This window comes from Nocardia sp. NPDC004278 (genome assembly GCF_053602975.1).
In genome coordinates this window covers 253,095-275,712 of sequence record NZ_JBSGEQ010000004.1, presented here as the reverse complement: position 1 = coordinate 275,712, position 22,618 = coordinate 253,095, and the positions used below count along the sequence as shown (strand labels likewise).

General features: G+C 66.2%; 25 protein-coding genes. 8 read left to right on the top strand and 17 right to left on the bottom strand.

Annotation, left to right across the window (positions count from 1 at the left end):
• Positions 1–240, bottom strand: a 240-nt coding sequence (locus tag ACWEO2_RS08560; protein ID WP_452404739.1) for a hypothetical protein, incomplete at its 3' end; no start/stop codon positions are given.
• A gap of 109 nt (positions 241–349) precedes the next feature.
• The gene (locus ACWEO2_RS08555) at positions 350–811 is read right to left on the bottom strand and encodes a MarR family winged helix-turn-helix transcriptional regulator (RefSeq protein WP_452404738.1); all 462 of its coding nucleotides are present in this window, start codon (positions 809–811) and stop codon (positions 350–352) included.
• Positions 812–869: 58 nt separating this feature from the next.
• Here ACWEO2_RS08555 and ACWEO2_RS08550 point away from each other — a divergent pair, with 58 nt between their 5' ends.
• Complete coding sequence (locus ACWEO2_RS08550) at positions 870–1,277, top strand: VOC family protein (protein WP_354955488.1); 408 nt, start codon at positions 870–872, stop codon at positions 1,275–1,277.
• A gap of 3 nt (positions 1,278–1,280) precedes the next feature.
• On the opposite strand, the gene ACWEO2_RS08545 is transcribed toward ACWEO2_RS08550, so the two are convergent.
• Positions 1,281–1,475, bottom strand: coding sequence for a hypothetical protein (locus ACWEO2_RS08545; RefSeq protein ID WP_433682267.1), 195 nt, complete (start codon positions 1,473–1,475; stop codon positions 1,281–1,283).
• Positions 1,476–1,701: 226 nt separating this feature from the next.
• On the opposite strand from ACWEO2_RS08545, the gene thiC reads away from it, so the two are divergent.
• Both thiC and ACWEO2_RS08535 read left to right on the top strand, forming a co-directional pair.
• Positions 1,702–3,360 carry a phosphomethylpyrimidine synthase ThiC gene (gene thiC, locus ACWEO2_RS08540; protein WP_452404737.1) on the top strand — a complete coding sequence of 553 codons (1,659 nt, stop codon included), beginning with the start codon at positions 1,702–1,704 and terminating at the stop codon, positions 3,358–3,360.
• 165 nt (positions 3,361–3,525) lie between these two features.
• Positions 3,526–3,960, top strand: a complete 435-nt coding sequence (locus ACWEO2_RS08535; RefSeq protein ID WP_452404736.1) for a VOC family protein — start codon at positions 3,526–3,528, stop codon at positions 3,958–3,960.
• Positions 3,961–4,154: 194 nt separating this feature from the next.
• Here the strand turns inward: ACWEO2_RS08535 and fahA are convergent, their stop codons facing one another.
• The 7 genes from fahA to ACWEO2_RS08500 form a co-directional block, all read right to left on the bottom strand.
• Entirely contained in the window at positions 4,155–5,336 is a 1,182-nt protein-coding gene (gene fahA / locus ACWEO2_RS08530) for a fumarylacetoacetase (protein WP_452404735.1), read from the bottom strand.
• Complete coding sequence (locus ACWEO2_RS08525; RefSeq protein ID WP_452404734.1) at positions 5,333–6,589, bottom strand: homogentisate 1,2-dioxygenase domain-containing protein; 1,257 nt, start codon at positions 6,587–6,589, stop codon at positions 5,333–5,335. The genes fahA and ACWEO2_RS08525 overlap by 4 nt, the downstream gene beginning before the upstream one ends.
• Positions 6,590–6,780: 191 nt before the next feature.
• Positions 6,781–7,407, bottom strand: a complete 627-nt coding sequence (locus ACWEO2_RS08520) for a TetR/AcrR family transcriptional regulator (RefSeq protein ID WP_452404733.1) — start codon at positions 7,405–7,407, stop codon at positions 6,781–6,783.
• A gap of 271 nt (positions 7,408–7,678) precedes the next feature.
• The gene (locus tag ACWEO2_RS08515) at positions 7,679–7,897 is read right to left on the bottom strand and encodes a type II toxin-antitoxin system Phd/YefM family antitoxin (protein WP_452404845.1); all 219 of its coding nucleotides are present in this window, start codon (positions 7,895–7,897) and stop codon (positions 7,679–7,681) included.
• Positions 7,894–8,709, bottom strand: a complete 816-nt coding sequence (locus ACWEO2_RS08510) for an exodeoxyribonuclease III (protein ID WP_354955501.1) — start codon at positions 8,707–8,709, stop codon at positions 7,894–7,896. Before ACWEO2_RS08510 ends, ACWEO2_RS08515 begins: the two co-directional genes overlap by 4 nt.
• A gap of 54 nt (positions 8,710–8,763) precedes the next feature.
• Positions 8,764–9,795 (bottom strand): N-acetylglutamate synthase, CG3035 family, encoded by a 1,032-nt coding sequence (locus ACWEO2_RS08505; RefSeq protein ID WP_452404732.1) that lies wholly within the window; start codon positions 9,793–9,795, stop codon positions 8,764–8,766.
• On the bottom strand, positions 9,788–10,378 hold the full coding sequence (locus ACWEO2_RS08500) for a peptide deformylase (protein ID WP_452404731.1): 591 nt from the start codon (positions 10,376–10,378) through the stop codon (positions 9,788–9,790). The genes ACWEO2_RS08505 and ACWEO2_RS08500 overlap by 8 nt, the downstream gene beginning before the upstream one ends.
• Before the next feature lie 179 nt (positions 10,379–10,557).
• On the opposite strand from ACWEO2_RS08500, the gene ACWEO2_RS08495 reads away from it, so the two are divergent.
• From ACWEO2_RS08495 to ACWEO2_RS08475, 5 genes are all read left to right on the top strand, one after another.
• The gene (locus tag ACWEO2_RS08495; protein ID WP_452404730.1) at positions 10,558–10,902 is read left to right on the top strand and encodes a DUF3263 domain-containing protein; all 345 of its coding nucleotides are present in this window, start codon (positions 10,558–10,560) and stop codon (positions 10,900–10,902) included.
• Between the two features lie 67 nt (positions 10,903–10,969).
• Complete coding sequence (locus ACWEO2_RS08490; protein ID WP_452404729.1) at positions 10,970–11,554, top strand: LytR C-terminal domain-containing protein; 585 nt, start codon at positions 10,970–10,972, stop codon at positions 11,552–11,554.
• A gap of 207 nt (positions 11,555–11,761) precedes the next feature.
• Positions 11,762–12,448 carry a superoxide dismutase[Cu-Zn] gene (gene sodC / locus ACWEO2_RS08485; protein WP_452404728.1) on the top strand — a complete coding sequence of 229 codons (687 nt, stop codon included), beginning with the start codon at positions 11,762–11,764 and terminating at the stop codon, positions 12,446–12,448.
• A 14-nt stretch (positions 12,449–12,462) separates the two neighbouring features.
• Positions 12,463–13,608 (top strand): glutamate--cysteine ligase, encoded by a 1,146-nt coding sequence (locus ACWEO2_RS08480; RefSeq protein WP_355179214.1) that lies wholly within the window; start codon positions 12,463–12,465, stop codon positions 13,606–13,608.
• Positions 13,609–13,790: 182 nt separating this feature from the next.
• Positions 13,791–15,074: a DUF5933 domain-containing protein gene (locus tag ACWEO2_RS08475; protein ID WP_452404844.1), complete on the top strand. Its 1,284-nt coding sequence runs from the start codon at positions 13,791–13,793 to the stop codon at positions 15,072–15,074.
• 6 nt (positions 15,075–15,080) lie between these two features.
• On the opposite strand, the gene mnhG is transcribed toward ACWEO2_RS08475, so the two are convergent.
• The 7 genes from mnhG to ACWEO2_RS08440 form a co-directional block, all read right to left on the bottom strand.
• A complete protein-coding gene (mnhG, locus tag ACWEO2_RS08470) occupies positions 15,081–15,413 on the bottom strand; it encodes a monovalent cation/H(+) antiporter subunit G (RefSeq protein ID WP_452404727.1) in 333 nt (110 codons plus the stop codon).
• Positions 15,410–15,670: a monovalent cation/H+ antiporter complex subunit F gene (locus tag ACWEO2_RS08465; RefSeq protein ID WP_452404726.1), complete on the bottom strand. Its 261-nt coding sequence runs from the start codon at positions 15,668–15,670 to the stop codon at positions 15,410–15,412. The genes mnhG and ACWEO2_RS08465 overlap by 4 nt, the downstream gene beginning before the upstream one ends.
• Positions 15,667–16,242: a Na+/H+ antiporter subunit E gene (locus tag ACWEO2_RS08460; RefSeq protein WP_452404725.1), complete on the bottom strand. Its 576-nt coding sequence runs from the start codon at positions 16,240–16,242 to the stop codon at positions 15,667–15,669. The genes ACWEO2_RS08465 and ACWEO2_RS08460 overlap by 4 nt, the downstream gene beginning before the upstream one ends.
• Positions 16,243–16,270: 28 nt before the next feature.
• On the bottom strand, positions 16,271–17,890 hold the full coding sequence (locus tag ACWEO2_RS08455) for a Na+/H+ antiporter subunit D (RefSeq protein WP_452404724.1): 1,620 nt from the start codon (positions 17,888–17,890) through the stop codon (positions 16,271–16,273).
• Complete coding sequence (locus ACWEO2_RS08450; RefSeq protein WP_452404723.1) at positions 17,887–18,270, bottom strand: Na(+)/H(+) antiporter subunit C; 384 nt, start codon at positions 18,268–18,270, stop codon at positions 17,887–17,889. The genes ACWEO2_RS08455 and ACWEO2_RS08450 overlap by 4 nt, the downstream gene beginning before the upstream one ends.
• Positions 18,267–21,119: a Na+/H+ antiporter subunit A gene (locus tag ACWEO2_RS08445; protein WP_452404722.1), complete on the bottom strand. Its 2,853-nt coding sequence runs from the start codon at positions 21,117–21,119 to the stop codon at positions 18,267–18,269. The genes ACWEO2_RS08450 and ACWEO2_RS08445 overlap by 4 nt, the downstream gene beginning before the upstream one ends.
• 110 nt (positions 21,120–21,229) lie before the next feature.
• Complete coding sequence (locus ACWEO2_RS08440) at positions 21,230–22,588, bottom strand: hypothetical protein (protein ID WP_452404721.1); 1,359 nt, start codon at positions 22,586–22,588, stop codon at positions 21,230–21,232.
• Positions 22,589–22,618 lie beyond the last annotated feature (30 nt).

Below are 22,618 nucleotides of genomic sequence, written 5' to 3'. Positions count from 1 at the left end.
TGCGGTCTGGGTGTCGTGCCTGTGGGCTGCGGTCTGGGTGTCGTGCTTGCGGGCTGCGGTCTGGGTGTCGTGCTTGCGGGCTGCGGTCTGGGTGTCGTGCCTGTGGGCTGCGGTCTGGGTGTCGTGCTTGCGGGCTGCGGTCTGGGTGTCGTGCTTGCGGGCTGCGGTCTGGGTGTTGTGCCTGTGGGCCTGCGGTGTGGGTGTTGTGCCTGTCGGCTGCGGTGTCGGCGTAGTGCCCATCGGCCGCGGTGTCGGCGTAGTGCCCATCGGCCGCGGTGGCGCGTGTGCCGCGGCGCGATCCCGGTTGAACCCGCTGTGGCCGGGCCCCCGCGCGTACCGGCGCCCGGTGTCAATCCGCGACGGCGTCCGGGTGGGTGTGCTCGAACAGCCGACGCATCATGTCCGACAACATGATTCGTTCGTCCCGGCTGAGCGGTGCGAGGATTTCCTCGCGCACTTGCCCGGCCTCCTTGTCCAGCGCCCGCAGTGCCGTCCGTCCGGACCTGGTGATCCGCACCGACATTCTGCGGCGATCGGCGGGATCGCGGGTGCGTTCGACGTGACCGGCGCTGGCCAATTCATCGACGATCTTCGCCACATCGCTGGGATGGATATCGAGCCGGATCCCCAGATCGCGCTGCACATGCGGGCCGAAATCGGCCAGCGCGGCGAGTACGGCCATATGCCACAACCGAAGTCCGCGCGCCGCGAGCCGCTCGGCGAATCGGCCGCGCGCGACCTTGCCGACACGTGACAGCAGGTAGGTGTCGAGCCCGAGCAGGCTCGGCGGCAGGGCCCGCGCGGATTCCATGCGACAAATTATAGGGCCGGTCCTACGATAGGTGAACACCTACTAAATAGGAGATATCGTGGACGCCCTGTACCCGAGACTGCTCGTCACCCGCTTCGCCGAATGCTTCGAGTTCTATCGCGCCGTCCTCCCGGAGCTGGTCGGCGCGAAGCTGATCAAGGGCACCGCGGCGGGCCCGTACGCGAACTGGGATGTGGATGACCAGGCAGTCCTGGTGCTCTTCGACCGCGCTGCCATGGCCCAGGTCGCTGGCACCACCGATCTGCCGGTCACCCCGGCACCCGCACAGGACGCGGTGATGTTCGTGTGCCGAGTGGCCGATGTCGACGCTGGTGTCGCGCTATGTCTGCGCAACGGCGCGACGCTGGTTGCCGGGGCGGTGGATCGTCCGGAGTGGGGGCCGAATCTGCGGACCGCGCATCTGCGCGATCCGGAAGGCGCACTTATCGAACTCCAGTCCTACTGAGAATCAGCTGATCTGCCAGGAGCCGACCTCGCGGTATCCGGAGTTGTAGATGGCCGAACCGTCGCCCTCGATCAGCTGGTAGTGCTCTACGTTGCCGCCCCAGTAGCGCAGGATGCGACCGAGCTCATCGGCGAGATCGGCAGGTGCCGGGACGCCCTCGGGCAGGACATCCAGATCTACCTCCAGGGTGAATTTCACCTTGTCGAATCTACCGGCGCGCCCTCGCCCGTCCCGCGCTTCGCTGTATGTTTCTCCGATCGCCGGGCGGGATGCGGACGTGGAAAGGTATCGTCGGGCGGGAAAATTTCACACCCAACGGGGGCTCGCACCAGCGGGCTGAGAGGACGGCTAGCCCAATTCGGGCGTTCAGGGCCGTCGACCGTATGAACCTGACCAGGTAATGCTGGCGTAGGGAGGAAATCAAATGGGCACAATTGCGTCCGCGGGTCGCTCCGCAGGCTCCGCTCCTGTCGACTCCGTGACCACCGGTCCGATCGAAGGCAGCGTCAAGCACTACCAGCAGGTCGATGACCTGCGCATTCCGGTGCGTCGGATCAATCTGACCAATGGCGAACACTTCGACGTCTATGACACCTCGGGCCCGTACACCGACGAGGCGGCGACCATCGACCTGGACGCGGGGCTGCCCGAGCTGCGCGGCGGCTGGGCCAAGCCCGAGGTCGACGGTCCGCCGACCCAGCTGGCCTGGGCACGTCAGGGCATCATCACCCCCGAGATGCGTTTCATCGCCGCGCGCGAGGGCGTGCGCGCCGAGCTCGTGCGCGACGAGGTCGCCGCTGGCCGCGCCGTCATCCCGGCCAACCACAAGCATCCAGAGCTGGAGCCGACCATTATCGGCAAGAAGTTCCTGGTGAAGATCAATGCCAATATCGGCAACTCGGCCGTCTCCTCCTCGATCGCGGAGGAGGTGGAGAAGATGGTGTGGGCCACCCGCTGGGGCGCGGACACCATTATGGATCTGTCCACCGGCAAGAACATCCACGAGACCCGCGAGTGGATTCTGCGCAATTCCCCGGTCCCGGTCGGCACCGTGCCGATCTATCAGGCGCTGGAGAAGGTGAACGGCGATCCGACCGCACTCACGTGGGAGATCTACCGCGACACCGTGATCGAGCAGTGTGAGCAAGGCGTGGACTATATGACCGTGCACGCCGGTGTGCTGCTGCGCTATGTGCCGCTGACCGCCAAGCGGGTCACCGGCATCGTCTCGCGCGGCGGATCCATCATGGCCGCATGGTGTTTGGCGCACCACCAGGAATCGTTCCTGTACACCAACTTCGCCGAACTCTGCGAGATCCTGGCGCGCTACGACGTGACCTTCTCCCTCGGTGACGGCCTGCGTCCCGGCTCCATCGCCGACGCCAATGACGAGGCGCAGTTCGCCGAGCTGCGCACCCTCGGCGAGCTGACCAAGATCGCGAAATCCCATGGCGTGCAGGTGATGATCGAGGGTCCGGGGCACGTGCCGATGCACAAGATCGTGGAGAACGTGCGGCTGGAAGAGGAGTTGTGCGAGGAGGCGCCGTTCTACACCCTCGGCCCGCTCGCCACCGATATCGCGCCCGCCTACGACCACATCACCTCGGCCATCGGTGCCGCGATCATCGCCCAGGCCGGTACCGCGATGCTCTGCTATGTCACACCCAAGGAGCATCTGGGTCTGCCCAACCGGGACGATGTCAAGGTCGGCGTGATCACCTACAAGATCGCCGCCCACGCCGCCGACCTCGCCAAGGGGCACCCGCACGCCCAGGACCGGGACAACGAATTGTCCAAGGCGCGCTTCGAATTCCGCTGGCGCGACCAATTCGCGCTGTCGCTGGACCCGGATACCGCCCGCGAGTACCACGACGAAACCCTGCCCGCCGAACCCGCCAAGACCGCCCACTTCTGCTCCATGTGCGGACCGAAGTTCTGCTCCATGCGCATTTCCGCGGACGTCCGGGAATACGCCGCGCGCCAGGGGCTTTCGGATGCCGAAGCGATCGAAGCGGGGATGGCGGAGAAGTCCGCCGAGTTCGCCGACCACGGCGCCCAGGTGTACCTGCCCGTGGTCTCGTAGTTTCGTCCGCGGCGGTGACCTTGCCGCACTCATGGACGTGAGCGGGCCCGATCCGAACGTGCGGATCGGGCCCGACTTATTCGCTCGCGCGGAGTTTGTCAGTGGTCGGTGCGAAGATGCCGGTTGAATCCAGGCCGAACAGGTCGCCGACAGATTGGAGCCGTGATGGGCAAGGAGTTCCAGGTGACGTATGACTGCGCCGATCCCGGTGCGCAGGCGACGTTCTGGGCGGAGGCGTTGGGCTATCACCTGCAGCCGCCGCCCGCGGGCTTTCCGGATTGGACGACCGCGTTGACTGCCTGGGGCGTACCGCCGGAGCATCACAACGACCGGTCGGCCATCCTCGATCCAGATGGCTCGGGGCCGCGGCTGTTCTTCCAAAAGGTGCCCGAACCGAAGACCGCGAAGAACCGTGTACACCTGGATATCCGCGCCGCGCCCGGTCTGACCGGCGACGAACGGATGACCGCATTGGAAGCCGAGGCAACCCGACTCGTCGCGATCGGTGCAACGCGACTCAGCCGTATCGAGCCAGGCGGCTTGGACGCCGGTCACATCGTGCTCGCCGACCCGGAGGGCAATGAATTCTGCCTGGACTGAAAGTCGATGCCGGCGTCCGAGTCGATGCAGCCACCCGGCCAGCGCATCACTCCGCAGTCCGCACGCCGCCACCTCGGTACCTTGCCGCATAACCATTGGCTACCTCGTGGGCCGTACCGTGTGCGAGGTAGCCACGAGCTATGCGCCACTCGAGCTGCCCTCGTGGCACCTGACAATGCACGCGTGGGATCGCATTATGGTTCGGTGCGGGCATGCCAGATGCGACCGCGGACCTCGCCGAGGCCGATGCGATGCGAATTCGGACCCGGGGCCGAGGCGGTGATGACCACCTCGTCGCCATCCTCGAGGAAGGTGCGGTGCAGGCCGTTCACCGTGAGGGGTTCGGCTCCGCCCCAGGACAATTCGATGAACGAACCGCGCTGGTCGGGGGCAGGTCCGGAGATGGTGCCCGAGGCGTAGAGGTCGCCGGTGCGGGTGGCGGCGCCGTTCGCGGTGAGATGCGCCAGCATCTGCGCCGGTGACCAGTACATCCGGGCATACGGTGGGTGCGCGACGGTTTGGCCGTTCCAGCGCACGGCCAGATCGATATCGAATCCCCATGGCTGGCTGCCCCGCAGATAGGGCAGCGGCTGGGGCACTTGCTCCGGCAGCGGTATGCGGGCCTCCTCCAATGCGGCCAGCGGGGTGACCCAGGCCGACATCGACGTCGCGAAGGATTTGCCGAGGAAGGGGCCGAGCGGCTGATACTCCCAGGCCTGGATATCGCGCGCGGACCAATCGTTCACCAGCACGACGCCGAAGACGTGCTCGGCGAACTCGTCGATATCGATGGGGGTGCCCAGCTCGGAACCGACTCCGACCAGGAAGCCGAGCTCCGCCTCGATATCGAGACGCTGTGAGGGTCCGAAATCCGGTGTGCCGGATTGTGTTCGGCGTTGGCCGCGCGGGCGCACAATATCGGTGCCGGAGACCACCACGGTGCCGGCGCGTCCGTGATATCCGACCGGCAGATATCGCCAATTGGGCAGCAGCGGTTCGGAATCGGGACGGAACAGTCTGCCGAGGTTCGTCGCATGGTCGATGCTGGCGTAGAAGTCGACGTAATCGCCGATCTGCACCGGCAGTTCGGTCCGCACATCATGCAGTAGGTGCACGGCGGCCGCGGGCAATTCGGTATCGATCAGCTCGCGGATCCGGTTGCGCACCTCGCGCCAACGACGCGGTCCCTGCGCCATGAAGGCATTGAGGCTCGGCTCGGCGAATACCGGATCCTCCAGTGCCGCAGCCAGATCGATGACGTACTCGCCGATCCGGACGCCGACGCGAAAATCCTCGCCCTCGGGTGCGAAGACCCCGTAAGGGAGATTGCGGGGGCCGAAGAGGTCATCGTCGGCTACTTCGACGCGGGTCTTCATGCGGGCCCACGACGCTGGTCCGCGTGCGGGCGCTGATCGGATCGCCGGTGTCCGTCGGACTGTGGTCCGCGACCCGACCAGGTCCACGCATATCCGGGATCCTCGCAGGCCAGCGCGCCCTCACCGAGTTCGAGCGGCCGGAACGTGTCGACCATGACCGCGAGCTCGTCGAAGAAGTCGATGCCGATACTGCGCTCGTACGCGCCCGGCTGCGGACCGTGCGCATAGCCGCCGGGATGCACCGACACCGACCCCTGGCCGATGCCCGAACCCCTACGCGCCTCATAGTTTCCGCCGCAGTAGAACATGATTTCGTCGCTGTCGACATTGGAGTGGTAGTACGGCACCGGAATCGATAGCGGATGGTAGTCGACCTTGCGCGGTACGAAATTGCACACCACGAAGTTGATCCCCTCGAAGGCCTGATGGGCGGGCGGCGGCTGGTGCACCCGGCCGGTGAGCGGTTCGAAATCGGAGATATTGAAGGTGAGCGGATACAGGCAGCCGTCCCAGCCGACCACATCGAAGGGATGCGTCGCGTAGATCATCCGGGTGCCGACCACGCGACCGCCGGGACGGTGTTTCACCAGCACCTCGATATCGGTTCCGGTGGCCGTCAACGGCTGCGACGGGCCGTGTAGATCGCGCTCGCAGTACGGCGAATGCTCCAGCAGCTGACCGAATTTCGATAGATAGCGCTTGGGTGGGGTGATATGGCCGGCCGCCTCGATGACATACGCGCGCAGCGGTTCCGGGCCGGTCGGTAGCCAGCGGTGCGTGGTCGCCCGCGGAATCAGGACCTGGTCGCCCTGTCGGGCGGGGATGGTACCGAAGACCGTTTCCACAACGGCGGCACCGGATTCCACATACACCAGCTCGTCGCCGATCGCATTGCGGTACAGCGCTGAGGCGCCCTTGGCCGCAACATAGGAGATCCGAACATCCGCATTCCCGAGCAGCAGCCGTCGGCCGGTGACCGGATCGGTTTCGGCCGGAGTATCGCCGGGGAACAGCTGGTGCAGCCGCAGATGGCGATGGCGCAGTGGATGATTCGGGGTCAGGGACTGGTCCGGCAGCTCCCAGACCGTCGAGTCGACGATGGCGGGCGGCAGACCGCGGTGATAGAGCAGCGAGGAATCGCCGGAGAAGCCTTCCTCGCCCATCAGCTCTTCGTAATAGAGCTGTCCCTGGTCGTCCCGATGCTGCGTGTGTCGCTTCGGCGGCACCGCTCCCACCTGCCGATAAAACGCCATGACCGCACCTCCGCCGGACCGCTGGATATGCCCCCATCGTAGTGCCCGGTGGTGGGGTGCAGGGCCGGATCGGTGGACATTTTGCCGGTCCAGGGCCGCCTTCTGCGGCATTCCGTCTAGTGATAGGGCTAACTGCTGAACAATTGTCGACCACTAGTCGAGCCAGTCTGGCGCAATCGGTGGCGTTTTGCTCAGGCGTGGCGCAGCGCGCGGTATACGGCCGAGCCGACGAATGCCCCGAGGCGCTGCGGATCCCAGTCGCCCTCGCCGGTGAGCAGGGTGCGCACCGCGCCCTCGCCCGCGGACACCCACAGTTCCACCAGCACCGGCAGTTTGTGGTCGGCGTCCGCGGTGCCCCATGCGCGCAGTGTCGGTCGCAGCAGTGCGGTGCAGCGCTCGACGGCGAGTTTGCGGCCGCGCCCGAATGAATCCGCAACGGCGGGATCGGGATTGCCGTACAGCAGTCGCCACGCATCGGGCCGATCGGCCGCCTTCTCCAGCAGTGCGCAGAAGCCGTCGATGAATACGGTCTCGCCCGCGTCGACATCGCGGGGCGGCAGCACCTCGAGCAGTCCGCCGATGAGAAAGCTCTCCTCGCGCTGGATCAGTGCCTCGATCAGTTCGACGCGATCCGGAAAGCAGGCGTACACCACGGGCCGGGTCACATTCATCCGCTCGGCGATCGCGGCCATGGTGACCGCCGCTATGCCGTGTTCGACGGCGATCGCCAGTGCGGTGTCGAGCACCTGGGGTCGGCGACGCTCGGGGCCCAAATGCTGAGCCCGCTGCCGTGGCCGCACCGCCGTCTCGCTACCCATGCGGACCAAGATATCAGCGTTCTGCCGTGGATTCGCGCTGGTCCCGAGCCCGAAGATGGCTTTCCTACATCAATGCACAATATTTCTACCGTCGCGGATGAAAGTCGCCGGAGCGGCAACCGGACGGCTGATCACAGCCGAGGAGTCATCGTTGACCGAAACTCTCTTCAACCCGAAAACCTGCGAATTCGCCGAATTCGACGCGGAGACCACGCAGACTGCCGCGCACCACCGTCGAGCTCGGCCCAGGCTTCTGGGGTGAAGAGGATCTTCACTCGTCGTCCCCATCGTCGGTTTCATCGAGTTCGTGGTGCTCGACGTCAACGGACCGTAGCTGTTCGATGGATCGCTCGAGATGACGCGCATCGGCCGGGGATCCGAGCAGATAGGCGGTTTCCGTCAACGACTCGTACTCACGCAGCGAGATCACGACGGCAGATTCACGTCCCGCTCGAGTGATGACGACCTCCTCTGGTTCGCTGAACGTCAGTCGGTGAATTCGGCGATTACCGGGGCGTGGTCGCTGGCGCCCTTGCCTTTTCGTTCCTCGCGGTCGACCAGGGCGTCCTTGGCGCGGGCGGTGAGGGCGGGGGAGCCGAGGATGAAGTCGATGCGCATGCCTTCTTTTCGGGGGAAGCGCAGCTGGGTGTAGTCCCAGTAGGTGTAGACGCCAGGGCCGGGGGCGAAGGGGCGCATGATGTCGGCGAAGCCGGTTTCGACAATGGCGTTGAAGGCGTCGCGTTCGGGCTGGGAGGTGTGGGTTTTATCGGCGAAGTATTCGACGGACCAGACATCGTCGTCGGTCGGCGCGATATTCCAGTCACCGACCAGGGCTATCTGGGCCTGCGGATTGTCGGCGAGCCATTGGGCGCCGTTATCACGCAGGGCGGCAAGCCATTCCAGTTTGTAGGTGTAGTGCGGGTCGTCGAGGGTGCGGCCATTGGGGACGTAGAGGCTCCAGACTCGGACCCCGCCGCAGGTCGCCCCGAGTGCGCGCGATTCCACGATCGGCGCGCTGATCAGCGATTCGCCCGCGTCCTTATCGAAGCCGGGCTGATTCGGGAAGGCGTCGGCCACATCGTCCAGGCCGATGCGGGAGGCGATGGCCACGCCGTTCCACTGGTTCAGCCCGATATGGGCGACCTCGTAGCCGAGTTCGTCGAAGCGCTCGAACGGGAACTGGTCATCACGGCATTTGGTTTCCTGCATCGCGAGCACATCGATGTCCTGGCGGTCGAGGAAGTCCGCGACCCGGTCGAGGCGGGAGCGGATCGAATTGACGTTCCAGGTCGCGAGACGCACGGATGCCTTCCTTCACAATGGGTTATAGCTCTGTTCTACCGCAGGACCACTGGTTCAGCGAGGCCCGTCCGGCGTGGCGTAGCGGTAGCTGTGATGGTCGAGGAAACCCAATTCGTGGTACACCGCGATGGCCACGGTGTTCTCGGCCTCGACCTGGAGGTAGGCGTGGGTGGCGCCGCGGTCGGCCCCCCAGCGGATCAGCTCCGCGCACAACAGCGACCCCAGTCCGTGTCTGCGGTGCTCGGCCGCCACCGCGACGCAGGTCAGACCGATCCAGCGGCGGCCATCCGGCGCGGTGGTGAGCGCGCCGCGGCCGATCGCGATGGGCCGGGGCAGGCCGAGCGAGGCGAATCCCACCTCACCGTCGTGCACCGCCGTCAATACCTCGACCACCGGCGGTGTGGAAACCGCCTGTGCCGCAGGGTCTTCGCCGCCGTGCCGGTGCATCGATAGCCACGCGGCATCGGGCGCGGGTGCGATGCGCACCATCGGCGGTCCTTGCGGCAGTACGAAATTCTCGATATCGATGGCGAGCAGCCGGGTCTCCCGCAGACTGCGCCAGCCCGGCGGCAGCGGGGCGAGTCGATCGGGCAATGCGAGTTGGACCGGTAGCCCGTGCGCGGTGTACCACTCGCCGATCCGCTGCAGCGTATCCGCGCCGAGCGCCGCCGGGCCATCCGAACTGCCGAGCGGCACAGCGGAATTGGCGCGGTTGGTGTATCCGTGCCCGGCACGCAACAGCCACCCGTCGATCCATGCCTGCTCGATTCCGGGCCAGCCGTATGCCGCGGCGGCCTCCAGCGCGCGAATCTCCCTGGTGCGAATCGGCCTGGGCCCCAACGCTTTCATCGCCACCACGCGATCGGGGGCAACCGCGACGACCTGTCCGTCCGCGCCGCGCACCGTCGGCGGATCCAGTGAAACCAATTCGCCGATCACATCGGTGAGTGGTTGTGGATAACCCGCCGGCAACCGATACCGCAGTACAACGCGCCGACCCAGTTGGATATCGGGCAATGGCGAATCGCCTGGTTGGCCCGCCCGATCTGGTCGCTGCGCCGACTCCGCTGCCGCAGGATCAGTCATCGTGCCCGAACGGATCGGGCACCGTACCGGGAATCCAGCTGAGTCCCGGTGTGCCCCAACCATTCCGCTTGATCGCCTTCTTCGCCGCGCGGGCGTTGCGGCCGATCAGCACATCCACATAGAGATAGCCGTCGAGATGTCCGACCTCGTGCTGCAGCATGCGGGCGAAGAAACCCTTGCCCTCGATATCGACCGGATTGCCGTGCTCATCGGTTCCGGTGACGCGCGCCCAGTCGGCGCGGCCGGTGGGGAACTGCTCGCCGGGCACCGACAGGCAGCCCTCGTCGTTATCGTCGGGATCCGGCATGGTCTCCGGAATCTCCGAGGTCTCCAGCACCGGGTTGATCACCGCACCCTTGCGCCGTACGGTCGCACCCTTCTCATCGATATCGGGGCAGTCGTAGATGAACAGCCGCAACGGCACGCCGACCTGGTTGGCGGCCAGCCCGACGCCATTGGCGGCATCGAGCGTGTCGTACATATCCGCGATCAGCTCGGCCAGCTCCTCCGGCGTCTGGGTGACCGGTTCGGTCGGATTGTGCAGTACGGGATCACCGACGATCACGATGGGGAGGATAGCCATGGCGTCAATTATTGCCGATGGCGTTCGCGCGCCCGACAACGCGTCGTTGCGACTCGCTACCGGCCGGTAGGGACACGCCGCACCGAAGGTGGGGCAATCCCTGGAGCCCGTGGTTGAATGATCCGCGACGTATGAGCATCATTTTTCGTCTGGTGGTTCTTACTCGGCGAGGGAGCAAGATGGACGGCGCAGCGGCTCGGAATCTGTCCGCGATCCAGGACGGCCCTTCTGCGAGCGAAGATGTCACGGCCGTGCAGGTCGGCGATGGCAGTGACGGTCTCAGCCGTCGCGAGCACGACATTCTGGCCTTCGAACGGCAATGGTGGAAGTACGCCGGTGCCAAGGAAGAGGCCATTCGTGAGCTGTTCGGCATGTCGCCGACCAGGTACTACCAGGTGCTCAACGCGGTGGTGGACCGGCCGGAGGCACTGGCCGCCGATCCCATGCTGGTGAAGCGGCTGCGGCGACTGCGGGCGAGCAGGCAGAAGGCCCGAGCCGCCCGAAGGCTCGGCTTCCAGGTATGACGCGCCGCCGTAAAAGCGGGCCCCGCGCAACGACCACAGGGCCTGGTTTGCGGATAGGGTCTTTTACGTGAGCAACTCGAATCCCACCCCCGGCGGGCCGCCATTGCGCGCGCTGGCGATGGTGTTGATCGCGCTGGCCATCGTGTTCGCCGGACTCGGCGCGATGTCGTTATCGAGTTCGGACTCCGATACCTCGGGGGCGGGTGAATCCTCGACCGCGGCAATGGGGCAGACCACCGCAACCACGGGTCAGGCCGCGGCAACCACGACGGTCGCGGCAACCACGGCGGCCGCGACGACCACTCCGGTGGCGTCGACCACAAAACCGGCCGCTACGTCGTCGACCACAACGCCGACGACGACCCCGTCGACCACAACGGCGAATCGCGCGGTGCCGGTACGGGTTCTGAACAACAGCACGGTCCCCGGATTGGCCGCGCGCACGGCAAATGAGCTCACCACCAACGGCTGGACGGTCGCCGAGGTCGGCAACTATCCCGGCCCGAATATCTCGAATACGACTGTGTACTACGGCAATAGCCCCGGTGAGAAAGAGGCCGCACTGGCCATTGCCGACGAACTGGGCGTGACCGCCGAGCCGCGAGCCGCCGGTTCGGGTTCGGGTGTCACGGTGGTTGTCACGGGCAACTGAGGTGTATCTCGGCCCGAGTGATGGGCCGGGAGGCGGTAGCCCGAGCGTGACCATGAGGTCCCAGGAGCGTCGCGAAATGAATACCGCCTCGCCGCGACACGGCCCTGTCACGGTACGACACGGCGGGCGTGGCATCATCTTGTCCGGTAACGAACGTGTCCACCCAGCTTTACTCGTAAACTCGGTACTCGTAAAGGAGTTCCCCCGATGGCCCCGTACACAACTCGTCGCCCGTCCTGGCGGACTGTGACCCCGGTGCTCGCTGTCGCGGTCTTCAGCCTTGCCGCCTGTTCGAACAGTCAGGAATCGAGCGAAGTCAAGGGAACGACGCCCCCGGTGTGGACGGGTGCTTCCGCCCCGCCCGCGGGCGAGTTCGGCACCGAGACGGGCGCTCCGAACGCGAACCCGGGGGTGAAGGTCGACCTGAAGGATCCCGCCGGCGCCTCGGTCGCCGTCGCGAATATCACCAAGGACGGTAACCACCTGCAGGTCAGCGTCGAGGCGCATGGTTTGCGTCCGGGCTTCCACGGCCTGCACATCCACCAGGTCGGCAAGTGCGAGCCGAATTCGGTCGCGCCCACCGGCGGTCCCGCGGGTGACTTCCTCTCCGCCGGTGGCCACCTGCAGGTCGGCAGCGCCAATGCGCATCCGGCCAGCGGCGATCTGACCTCGCTCGAGGTCCGTGCGGACGGTTCGGCCAAACTGGTCACCACCACCGATGCGGTGACCCTGGACGACATCAAGGGCAAGGCCCTGATGATCCACGCCGACGCCGACAACTTCGGCAATATCCCCAATCGTTATGTCCGCGCCGACGGTGTCGCGGGTCCGGACGAGACCACTCTTGCGACCGGCGACGCGGGTGGCCGCGTCGCTTGCGGCGTCATCCAGTAGCAAGGTTCACCGATATGGCCGGGACAGCAATCGCGCGGGTTCCCTTCCCAGGCTCGCCCCGGCCCACTATCGGTATCGAATGGGAGATCGCACTCGTCGACAAGGTGACCCGCGATCTGTCGAATACCGCTGCGGCCGTATTCGATTCGCTCGGCGAGCTGCGCGCCTACGATGGCACACCGCAGGTCACCAAGGAATTGCTGCGCAATACGGTCGAACTCGTCACCGGTGTGCACAACTCGGTCGGCGAGGCGGTCGATGATCTGCGCGGCACCATGGATACCGTGCGCCGTGCCGCCGATCCGCTCGGCGTCGATCTGTTCTGTGCGGGCACCCATCCGTTTGCCCAGTGGTCGGCCCAACAGCTCACGCGCTCAGCGCATTACGACGAGCTGATCGATCGCACCCAGTGGTGGGGCCGCCAGATGATGATCTGGGGCGTGCACGTGCACGTCGGAGTCTCGCACCGCGAGAAGGTCTTTCCGATTCTGAACTCGCTGCTGCTGTCGTATCCACATCTGCTGTCGCTGTCCGCGTCCTCGCCGATGTGGGCCGGTGCGGATACCGGTTATGCGAGCAACCGGACGCTGATGTTCCAGCAGCTGCCGACCGCCGGTCTGCCGTTCCAATTCGAAAACTGGACGCAGTTCGAGCATTTCGTGCACGACCAGATGAAGACCGGGGTCTTCGAGCAGCTCGGCGGCATGCACTGGGATATCCGGCCGGCGCCGAAATGGGGCACCATCGAGGTGCGGGTCTGCGATGGGATTTCGACCCGCGCGGAGCTGGCGGCCATGGCTGCGCTGATCCACTGCCTGATCGTCGACCTCGATCAGCGTCTCGAGAACGGTGAAGTGCTGCCGTCCATTCCGCCGTGGCATGTCCAGGAGAACAAGTGGCGGGCCGCCCGCTACGGCCTGGACGCGATCGTCATTGTCGATGACGACAGCAATGAGCGATTGGTCACCGACGATCTGACGGATCTGCTGCACCGGCTGGAGCCGACCGCCAAGCGGCTGGGATGTGCGGACGAACTCGCGCTCGTGGCGGAGATCCCGCAGCGCGGTGCGTCCTATCAGCGCCAGCGCAAAGTGGCCGCGAGCACACAGGGCGATCTGGTCGCGGTCGTCGATGCCCTGGTCAAGGAGCTGGACCAGTAGTTCGGCCGGGGTGAACGGTCGGCTGACGTTCAGTTGGCCAGGGGGATGGCGTTCATCCCCCGTTTACTATGGTCGATGTGCTTGTCGAAGATCCGGGTCAACGCGTAGCGATAGCTCGCAAAGCGCTCGAAAAGGACAGCCGTGGCAGCCGCATCGAGCGGGTGCGCGCGCTACGCTCGCGGATCTGGGTGGTGGCCGCCATCGCGGCGGTGCCGGTGCTGCTCATCGCCCTGCAGCTGGGTTCGATCGGGCACGATTTCGAGGGTCCGCTCGGCAGTCTGTGGCACGACTACGTCGGCACGCCCAAGTCCATGTCGGTGCCGTGGGCCGGACTGATCCTGGCCCTGGTCGGAATCTCGCAGCGCCGCAGGATGATCGCGGTCGGCATCGCGGCGGGTATCGATGCGGTGTGGGCGGGTATTCGACTGCTCGGCGGTGCATCGTTCGCCATCGGCAATGGTCCGACCATTGTGCTGACCGGTCTGGCGCTGGTCGCGGGATTGCGCTGGCGCGGGGTCGAGCGGCGCAATGCGCTGCACGCCGCCGCCCTCGGCGCACTGCTGGTCCTGGCCACCAAGGTCGGTGATGTGTGGCTGCACGTTACGGTGGTCAGCCGCCCACAGGTCTACGACGTCTATGTGGCGCTCGCCGACCACGCGCTCGGTGATCCGTCCTGGGTGATGGGTCGGGTGGTGGACGCACTCGGACCGGCCGTCTACGCGGTACTGCACTGGGTCTATATCGAACTTCCGGTGGCAGCGATCGTTGTCGCGGTGTGGCAGCTGCGCCGGGTGGTTTCGACCGGTATTTGGCCGAGTCACTATCTGGTGCGCACCTTCCTGGTGCTCGGACTGCTCGGCCCGGTCATCTATGTGATCTTCCCGGTGGTCGGTCCGATGTTCGCCTTCGGCGCGGACGGCCACGGCCTGCAGGTGGGCAACTTCTGGCCCGGTGTCATCCCACCGGTCGACCGCAATCCGGCGCCGATGCCCTTCGACGCCTTCACACCGCGCAACTGCATGCCCTCCATGCACACCGCATGGGCGCTGTCGGTTTTTCTGCACACCCGCCGCGACACCGACGGTTCCCGCGCTCCGCTGTGGTTGCGCTGCCTCGGCACGTTCTGGCTGCTCGCGACATTGACCGCGACCCTCGGCTTCGGCTACCACTACGGCGTCGACCTGGTCGCGGGCGCGGTGCTGTGCCTGACCGTCGACTCCGTGCTGCGCGATCCCGAACGCGGTTGGGGCTGGTTCCGCGTGCGACTGGTCCTGTTCGGCGCGGCGATCCTCGGCACACTGCTGCTGGCCTTCCGCTATCTCGCGGTCTCGATGGCCGAATATCCAGTGCTGGCCGGGACTGTCGTACTCGCGCTGCTGGCCGCCATGGCCGCCGCATTCCACGCGACCTGGTTCGCCGTGGTGCCGGTGAGCGCAGCCGAGGAGCCGATTCCGGTCCGATCCTGATGCGGCTCAGCGGGTGTCGTCGGGCAGTTCATTGACGCGCCGCAGCCCGTCACGGTAGCGCTGTTCCCGGTAGGCGGTGCGGCCGATCAAGTGGGCGATCACCGGGGCGGTGAGCAGGGTGAACAGGCCGACCAGCACCAGCATCCCGATATTGCCGTGGCCGCGCAATTGGATCGCCGTGCCCGCCAGCACCAGGACTAGACCGACCACCTGAGGTTTGGTGGCGGCGTGCATGCGCGAGAGGGTGTCGGGGAAGCGCACGATGGCAATGGATGCGGTCAGTGCGAGTGTCGCGCCGGTCAGGATGAGGGCTCCGGCGGCCAAGTGCCATAGGTTCATACGTCATCCCTGACTCGGAATCGGGAGACCGCGGCCGAGCCGAGGAAGCCGACCAGGGCCAGCGCCACGATCGCCGGCACGACCGTGGCGTCGTCGGTGTATGCGGCCCAGACCGCGAGTCCGGAGGCGGCGATGGCCATCAGCGCGTCGATGCCGACGACCCGGTCCAGGGTGTCCGGTCCGGCGAGAATGCGGTAGCTGACGAGTACGGCGGCGACCGTCAGCATGATGCCCGACACCATGGCGACAACGATCACGATTGCACCTCCGGATCGGAAGTTCTACTGGCCGAACGCCATTCGGCGGGGCGCTCGAACGACGAGATGAGCAGCCGCTCCAGCCGCCGGGTGGTCCGGTAGAACCTATCGACCGCCGCCTCGCTGCTCACATCCAGCACATGCACGTAGATGAGACAGCGCTGACGGTCGATCTCCAGCACCATCGTGCCGGGGATCAGATTGAGCACATCGGCGCACAACACCAGCACCAGATCCGATCGCATACTCAAATTCACCCGGAGCACGCCGGAGACCGGCGGTGGCGCCGGACGCACCGCGAACCAGGCCACCTGCAGACTGGATTCCAGCGCGTAATACGCACTGACAATGATCAATTCGGCCAGCGACACCGGATGCAACCGCCCGGATACCGGGACCCGGGGCAGCGGCAAGGTCAGCATGATCAATGCGCCGACGCCGAGTCCGGCCAAGAGGTTGCCGACACTGAGATCGCCCCAGAGCATCAACCAGACGATCGTCAGCCACAACAGCACGCCGATCCGCACCGCCGTCGCCCGGCTGGGCAGCAAGCGTGCCGCGCCGGTACTCATAACCGCACCACGCATATGCTTCGCTCGCTCATCGGATCGGCCCCTTGCTCACTTTGCCGTGTTCGGCGGACGAACTGCCCAGCACCGCACCGACATACACCGTGGGATCGCTCAGGTCCGTTGCCGCTCGATCGGCAATGCGCAGGACCGGACCGGCGAAGACGGTCAGACAGAGACCGGCCGCCACGAGTGCTGTCGTCGACAGCACCATCAGCAGCGGCATCCGTCCGGGATCGGTGCGCTCGTCATAGCGCACATCGGTCGAATCCTCCACCAGGGTAGGCGGTTTCGCCGCGGTGAGATGCCCCTCGGGTGCCTCGGCGCGCGGCCGCCAGAACGCCTTGCTCCACACCCGCGCGACGGCATACAGCGTGAGCAGACTGGTCACCACCGAACCCCCGACCAGCACCCAGGCCAGTACGCTGCCATCCGCCGCGCCCGCCTGCAGTAGGGCGACCTTGCCGATGAAGCCCGAAAACGGCGGTATGCCACCGAGATTCAAGGCGGGCACCAGGAACAGGATGGCCAGCAGTGGACTCGCCGTCGCCAAACCACCGAGTCGGCGCAGCGATACCGAGCCCGCCTGCCGCTCGATCAGGCCGACCACCAGGAACAGTGCGGTCTGCACCAGAATGTGGTGCGCCACATAGAACACCGCGCCGGACAGTCCGGCGGCGGTGGAAAGTCCGATGCCGAACACCATGTACCCGATATGGCTCACCAGCGTGAACGACAGCAGCCGTCGGATATCGCTCTGCGCGATCGCGCCCAATATGCCGATCAGCATGGTGAGCAGGCCGCAGACGAGCAGTATGTCGTCGAAGCCGCCGTCGGGGAACAACAGCGTGTGGGTCCGGATGATCGCGTACACGCCGACTTTCGTCAGCAGGCCCGCGAATACGGCGGTTACCGGGGCGGGGGCGGCGGGATAGGAGTCGGGCAGCCAGTTCGACAGCGGGAAGACCGCCGCCTTGATGCCGAAGGTGACCAGCAGCACCGCGTAGACGGCCATCCGAATGCCATTGGGCGCCTCGCCCATTCGCACGGCCAGCTGGGCCAGATTCAGTGTTCCGGTGGTCGCGTAGGCCAGCGCGATACCGGTCAGGAAGATCAGCGACGACATCATCGAGACCATCACGTATGCGATACCGGCCCGGATCCGGTCCGCGGTCGCACCGACGGTGAGCAGCACAAAGGATGCGGCGAGCAAGACTTCGAAGCCGACGAACAGGTTGAACAGATCGCCGGCCAGGAAGGCGGCCGAAACACCCGCGGTGAGTACGAGATAGGTGGGCCGATAGATCGAGGTCGGCTGCCGCTCGTCACCGTCGCGAATATTCTGGCCCGCAGCGTAGACCGAGACCGCGAGCAAGACGATCGCGGAGACGAGCAACATTGCCGCGGAGAGCCGGTCGACCACCAGCGTAATGCCGATCGGCGTGGCCCAGCCGCCGACCTGTAGGGCGGTTGTGCCATCGCGGTCGACCAGATACAACAGCATCGCGCAGATGACGACCACGGCGGCGAGCACGCCCAACATCAGCGTGCGCTGGATGTGGGGCCGTCGTCCGAACACCAATGTGCCCGCGGCCCCGAGCAATGGCACCAGGACCGGCAGCGGTGCGAGCGTGGTCAGCGGATCGCTCAATGCTCCGGATCCTCGCCCTCGCGCCGGGCGGCGACCTCGACGTCCGCCGGTTCGTTCTGCACGTTCTCGGTGGTGGTGAGGATGTAGGAGCGATAGGCGAGCGCGAGCACGAAGGCCGCCAGGCCCATGGTGATCACGATGGCGGTGAGCATCATCGCTTGCGCCAGCGGATCGGCCATCTCCTGGCCAGCCTGGTCGGCCTCGCCGCGGATGGGTGGTCGCCCGTGCGGCCCGCCGACGGCGAGGATCAGCAGATTCACCGCATTGCCGAACAGGATCATGCCCAGCAGCATTTTCGACACCGCACGTTCGAGGATCAGATAGACCCCGCACGCGACGAGAATCCCGATCAGGATCAGCAGGGTCAGATTCACACTCACTGGAAACCTCCTCGCGGCGAGGCGGATTCGTCCTCGGCGCTGGCAAGTTCGCTGTCCAGACGGGCGCCGAGGCTGCGCAGCACGTCCAGTACCAGGCCGACCACGATCAAATAGACACCGAGATCGAACAGCAGTGCGGTCACCACCTTGACGTGCCCGATCACCGGCAGCGTCACCTCCAGCAGCGCCGAGGACAGCGGCGGCGCGCCGACCAGCAGCGAGGCGGCCGCGGTTCCGGCGGCCAGCGCAAGTCCGGCGCCGAGCAGATGTCCCGCGTCGACGGGTAGTGCCTCGCCGAGTTCATAGCGGCCACCCGCGAGATAGCGCAGCGTCAGCGCGAGTCCGGCGGTGAGTCCGCCCGCGAAACCGCCGCCGGGGGCATTGTGGCCGGAGAAGAAGAAGTACACCGACAGCACCATGATGGTCGGGAAGACCAACCGGGTGGTGATCTGCAGGACCATCGATCGGTAGCGCCGATCCACCAACCGGCCCGCGGGTAGCCAGCTCACCAGGTCCGGATCGTAGTTCGGGGCATCCACCGCGCGCGGGGCGCTGCCGAAGCGACGATGGCGGAATACCAGCGACGCGACACCGGTCGCCGCCACGACGAGCACCGAGATCTCGCCCAGGGTGTCCCAGGCCCGGATATCGACCAGCAGGACATTGACCGCGTTCTTGCCGCCCCCGAATGTGTATGCGGCATCGGGGATCAGGTGCCAGATGGGTTCGGTCGAGCGCGCGGCGATGGCGAAGGCGGCCAGCACCACCACCGTCGTACCGACCAGCACGGACAGGATGGCCCTGCGCACTTTGAATGCGGCCGTGCGGCTTGCCTCGATCTCGGCTGGAAAGGCGCGCAGTACCAGCACGAAGAACACCAGAGTCAGTGTTTCGACCAGGAATTGGGTGAGCGCCAGATCGGGCGCACCGTGCAGCGCGAAGATCACACCGCAGCCGTAGCCGGTGACACCGACGACCAGCACGCTGGCCAACCGGTTGCGCAGCACGGTCGCGCACAACGCCATGGCGACCATGATCGCGGCGATTGCCGCCTGGAACGGCGAATCCCACAGGCGCAGGCGAATACCGGTGCGGGTGCCGACCGCGAGCAGCACCGCAGGCAGCAGGATCAGCGTCACCAGGATCGCCGCCTGACTCAGCGGCAGCGAACCGCGCTGCACGGCACCGGTCATCCGCAGTGACAGCCGGTCCATGCCCCGCAGGGTGGCGTCGTAGGCGCGGTCGGCATTGCCGAGCAGAGTCGCGGATTCGCCGATGCGACCGCGCATGCGGAACAACACGATGCCCGCGCAGATGACCAGAATCGTCAGTGCCAGTGGGGTATTGAACCCGTGCCAGAGTGCTGGATGCGAGTCGAGCACGCCGGGAAGGGTTTTCGCATAGGGGTTCAGCAGCCGATCCAGCCATGGTGCGACAAGGCCGGCGACCAGGCTGCCGACCGCGAGCAGCGCGGGCGCGCCCAGCAATGTCACACCCGGCGCATGCCAGTGACCGCGCCCGTGCAAACCGCGATCGGCATCCGGCGCCAGGGGCGGTAGCTCCTTGTCCGCGAAGGCGCCCCAGATGAATCGGATGCTGTAGCCGACCGTCAATATGGATCCGAGCACCACACCGGCGGTCAGCACCAACCTGGCGGGTTCGGCGAGGATATCCGCGTCCAGGAGCGCGCCGAGCGCGCTCTCCTTGCCGACGAATCCGAGCAGTGGCGGTATTCCGGCCATGCTGAGCGCGGCGAGCACCGCGACAGCGCGCAGCACCGGAGCCCGACGACCCAGCCCCGACAAATCCCGCAGATCGCGCGTCCCGGCCCCGTGGTCGATGATCCCGACCACCATGAACAAACACGCCTTGAAAAGCGCGTGCGCCACGATCAATGCCGCTCCGGCCAAGGCCGCATCGGGTGTGCCGATCCCGACCAACAGGATCAGCAACCCCAACTGGCTCACCGTCCCGAAGGCGAGCACCAACTTCAGATCGGTCACCTGCAGCGACCGCAACCCCGCGAGCACCATCGACGCCACGCCGAGGGTGAGGATCAACGGATGCCAGGCCGGGCTACCGGCGAACGCCGGTGCGAGCCTGGCAACCAGATACACACCCGCCTTTACCATGGCCGCCGCATGCAGATACGCACTGACCGGTGTCGGTGCCGCCATCGCGCCCGGCAGCCAGAAGTGCAGCGGCACGATGGCCGATTTGCTCAACGCCCCGACCAGCAGTAGCACCACCGCGACCGTCGCCGCGCCGCCCGTCGGCGGCCCGGCCAGCAGATCCGACAGCAGATAACTGCCGCCGACCTGCCCCAGGATGACGATCCCGACCAGCATCGCCAGCCCACCCGCGCCGGTCACCAACAGCGCCTGAATCGCCGCCCGTCGACTGACGGCCTGTTCGGCATTGTGGCCGACCAATAGGAACGACAGCACCGTCGTCATTTCCCAGAAGACGAAGAGCAGCAACATATTATCGCTGGTGACCAGCCCGAACATGGCCGCGGCGAAGGCGACCAGCTGTGCGGCGAATACCCCGAGCCGGGGTTCGTCGTCCTCGAAATACCGGGCGCAATAGACCAGAATCAGCGCTCCGATGCCGAGTACCAGCGCGGACATGATCGCGGCCAGCGTGTCGAAGCGCAGCTCGATGTTCATCTCGATACTCGGCGCCCAGCCGACCCGAACCCGCTGCGTACTACCCCAATTCGCGATCACCCAGCCGAGGCAGCCGAACGGCACCAATGCGAGTACATAGAAACCGTTGCGTCCCAACATCCGCACGCACAGGGGAGCGGCCAGTGCGGCCATCGCGAGCGCGAGCAGGATTGCGAGCAAACTGCACTCCGGCGGGTAGTTGCGGCGGCGTGATGCGAATGATGTTACCCAGGGCCTGGGACTTTCATCGGCCGAGCGGGTATGGCGTATGCCATCTCCGCGCGATTGGGCTATATATCCGCTACCGATTCGCCTGCGACGGGGTGGTCCGGTTTCGGTCGGCTGCGCGGCCGGATTCGGCGCAGTACCACCAGACCGAGGGCCGAGCCACAGACGATGGCGAGCGCAGTCCGGCCCGCCAGCGTTTGGTGGTTGGCGCTCCCGGCCGGTGGCCATTCGGCGGAGTCGTGCGGCAGTGCGGTGATTATCGAGGGCAGATACAGCGCCGCGATCGCGAGTACGCCGCTCGGCGCGTAGCGGGGCCAGGCGGCGCCGCAACAGTAACCGGCCGCAATGGCGACGACGGCGCTGCTGGCCGCGATCACAAAGCCCTGGTTGCTGGCTGACTTCACCAGCGCGAATACCGCGAGCCCGGCAATCAGCGAGATGGCGACGAACATCGAGGGCAGACGGCGCCCGACCAGCAGCCCGAGCGCGGTGAGAACCAGTAGCGCGGCGATACTCCAACCGGGCCTCGTGTCGCCGCCGACCGCGTCGGCGGCGGCGACCAGACTCACCGCGAGATACACCCCGGACCCGTCCCGGCCGGGCAGCAGCATGGCCGCGGCGGTGGCGGCGATGAGGGTCGCGGCCACCGCCATCCCGATCTCGACCGCGTGACCGACAGCGGGTGCGTGCTGATACTGCCGCGCCAGCCATTCGGTGACCGCCAGGATCACCAGTGCCAGCACCATCGAGGCCAGGATCGGCGTCACCGGAAGTTCGATGACCGTTGTCGGTGAACTCTCATGCCTGGGCTGGGATCGGTTGCGCAGCGTACTGAAGATGAGCAACACCACCGCCACCCCGAGCAGCCAGCGCGGCGGTGTCTCCAGCACCGAATACGGATCGCCGTCGGTGGCTTCCAATAATTCGGCCAGATCACCGTAGACGAAGAATCCCGCGCCGCCGATCGCGAATCCGGCTGCCGGACCCGGTCGTCGGAGTACCGCGGCGCCCAGTGCGCCGAGCAGCACTCCGGCCAGGATCGAATCCAGATAGTTCTGCGTGGTCAGTGTGTCGGCCGAGGAAACATGGCGTCCGACAAAGTGGTTGATATCCATGCTGAACGCGGCGCCGAGCGCCACCGCCCACGCCACCATCGGCTTGCTGTAGGTGGTCACCAGCACCGCGACCGCGACCGCGACGATCACCCCGATCGCGGCCCCGCGCGGAACGCTGTTGTTGAGGCTGGCCAGCCGATACGGCGAGGTCTCCGCGGTCCAGCTGAAGTTGATCGGCAGGAACATTGCGACGCCCGCGACCGCGGCCCCGACGCAGGCCGTGATCGTGTCGACCGCATTGCCGATCTTGTGCACCTCGTCGAACTTACCCCCGCGCAACCCGCGATACTGTGATTGCACCCACATCGCCCGAACATGTCGGATCTGCGGAAACGC

What these genes read in the sequence shown, in the direction of transcription:
- ACWEO2_RS08555 (WP_452404738.1), bottom strand. Translation starts at nt 811, where the DNA reads ATGGAATCCGCGCGGGCCCTGCCGCCGAGCCTGCTCGGGCTCGACACC.
- thiC (WP_452404737.1), top strand. Translation starts at nt 1,702, where the DNA reads ATGGGCACAATTGCGTCCGCGGGTCGCTCCGCAGGCTCCGCTCCTGTC.
- ACWEO2_RS08535 (WP_452404736.1), top strand. Translation starts at nt 3,526, where the DNA reads ATGGGCAAGGAGTTCCAGGTGACGTATGACTGCGCCGATCCCGGTGCG.
- fahA (WP_452404735.1), bottom strand. Translation starts at nt 5,336, where the DNA reads ATGAAGACCCGCGTCGAAGTAGCCGACGATGACCTCTTCGGCCCCCGC.
- ACWEO2_RS08525 (WP_452404734.1), bottom strand. Translation starts at nt 6,589, where the DNA reads ATGGCGTTTTATCGGCAGGTGGGAGCGGTGCCGCCGAAGCGACACACG.
- ACWEO2_RS08520 (WP_452404733.1), bottom strand. Translation starts at nt 7,407, where the DNA reads ATGGGTAGCGAGACGGCGGTGCGGCCACGGCAGCGGGCTCAGCATTTG.
- ACWEO2_RS08505 (WP_452404732.1), bottom strand. Translation starts at nt 9,795, where the DNA reads ATGACTGATCCTGCGGCAGCGGAGTCGGCGCAGCGACCAGATCGGGCG.
- ACWEO2_RS08500 (WP_452404731.1), bottom strand. Translation starts at nt 10,378, where the DNA reads ATGGCTATCCTCCCCATCGTGATCGTCGGTGATCCCGTACTGCACAAT.
- ACWEO2_RS08495 (WP_452404730.1), top strand. Translation starts at nt 10,558, where the DNA reads ATGGACGGCGCAGCGGCTCGGAATCTGTCCGCGATCCAGGACGGCCCT.
- sodC (WP_452404728.1), top strand. Translation starts at nt 11,762, where the DNA reads ATGGCCCCGTACACAACTCGTCGCCCGTCCTGGCGGACTGTGACCCCG.
- ACWEO2_RS08480 (WP_355179214.1), top strand. Translation starts at nt 12,463, where the DNA reads ATGGCCGGGACAGCAATCGCGCGGGTTCCCTTCCCAGGCTCGCCCCGG.
- mnhG (WP_452404727.1), bottom strand. Translation starts at nt 15,413, where the DNA reads ATGAACCTATGGCACTTGGCCGCCGGAGCCCTCATCCTGACCGGCGCG.
- ACWEO2_RS08460 (WP_452404725.1), bottom strand. Translation starts at nt 16,242, where the DNA reads ATGAGTACCGGCGCGGCACGCTTGCTGCCCAGCCGGGCGACGGCGGTG.
- ACWEO2_RS08440 (WP_452404721.1), bottom strand. Translation starts at nt 22,588, where the DNA reads ATGTGGGTGCAATCACAGTATCGCGGGTTGCGCGGGGGTAAGTTCGAC.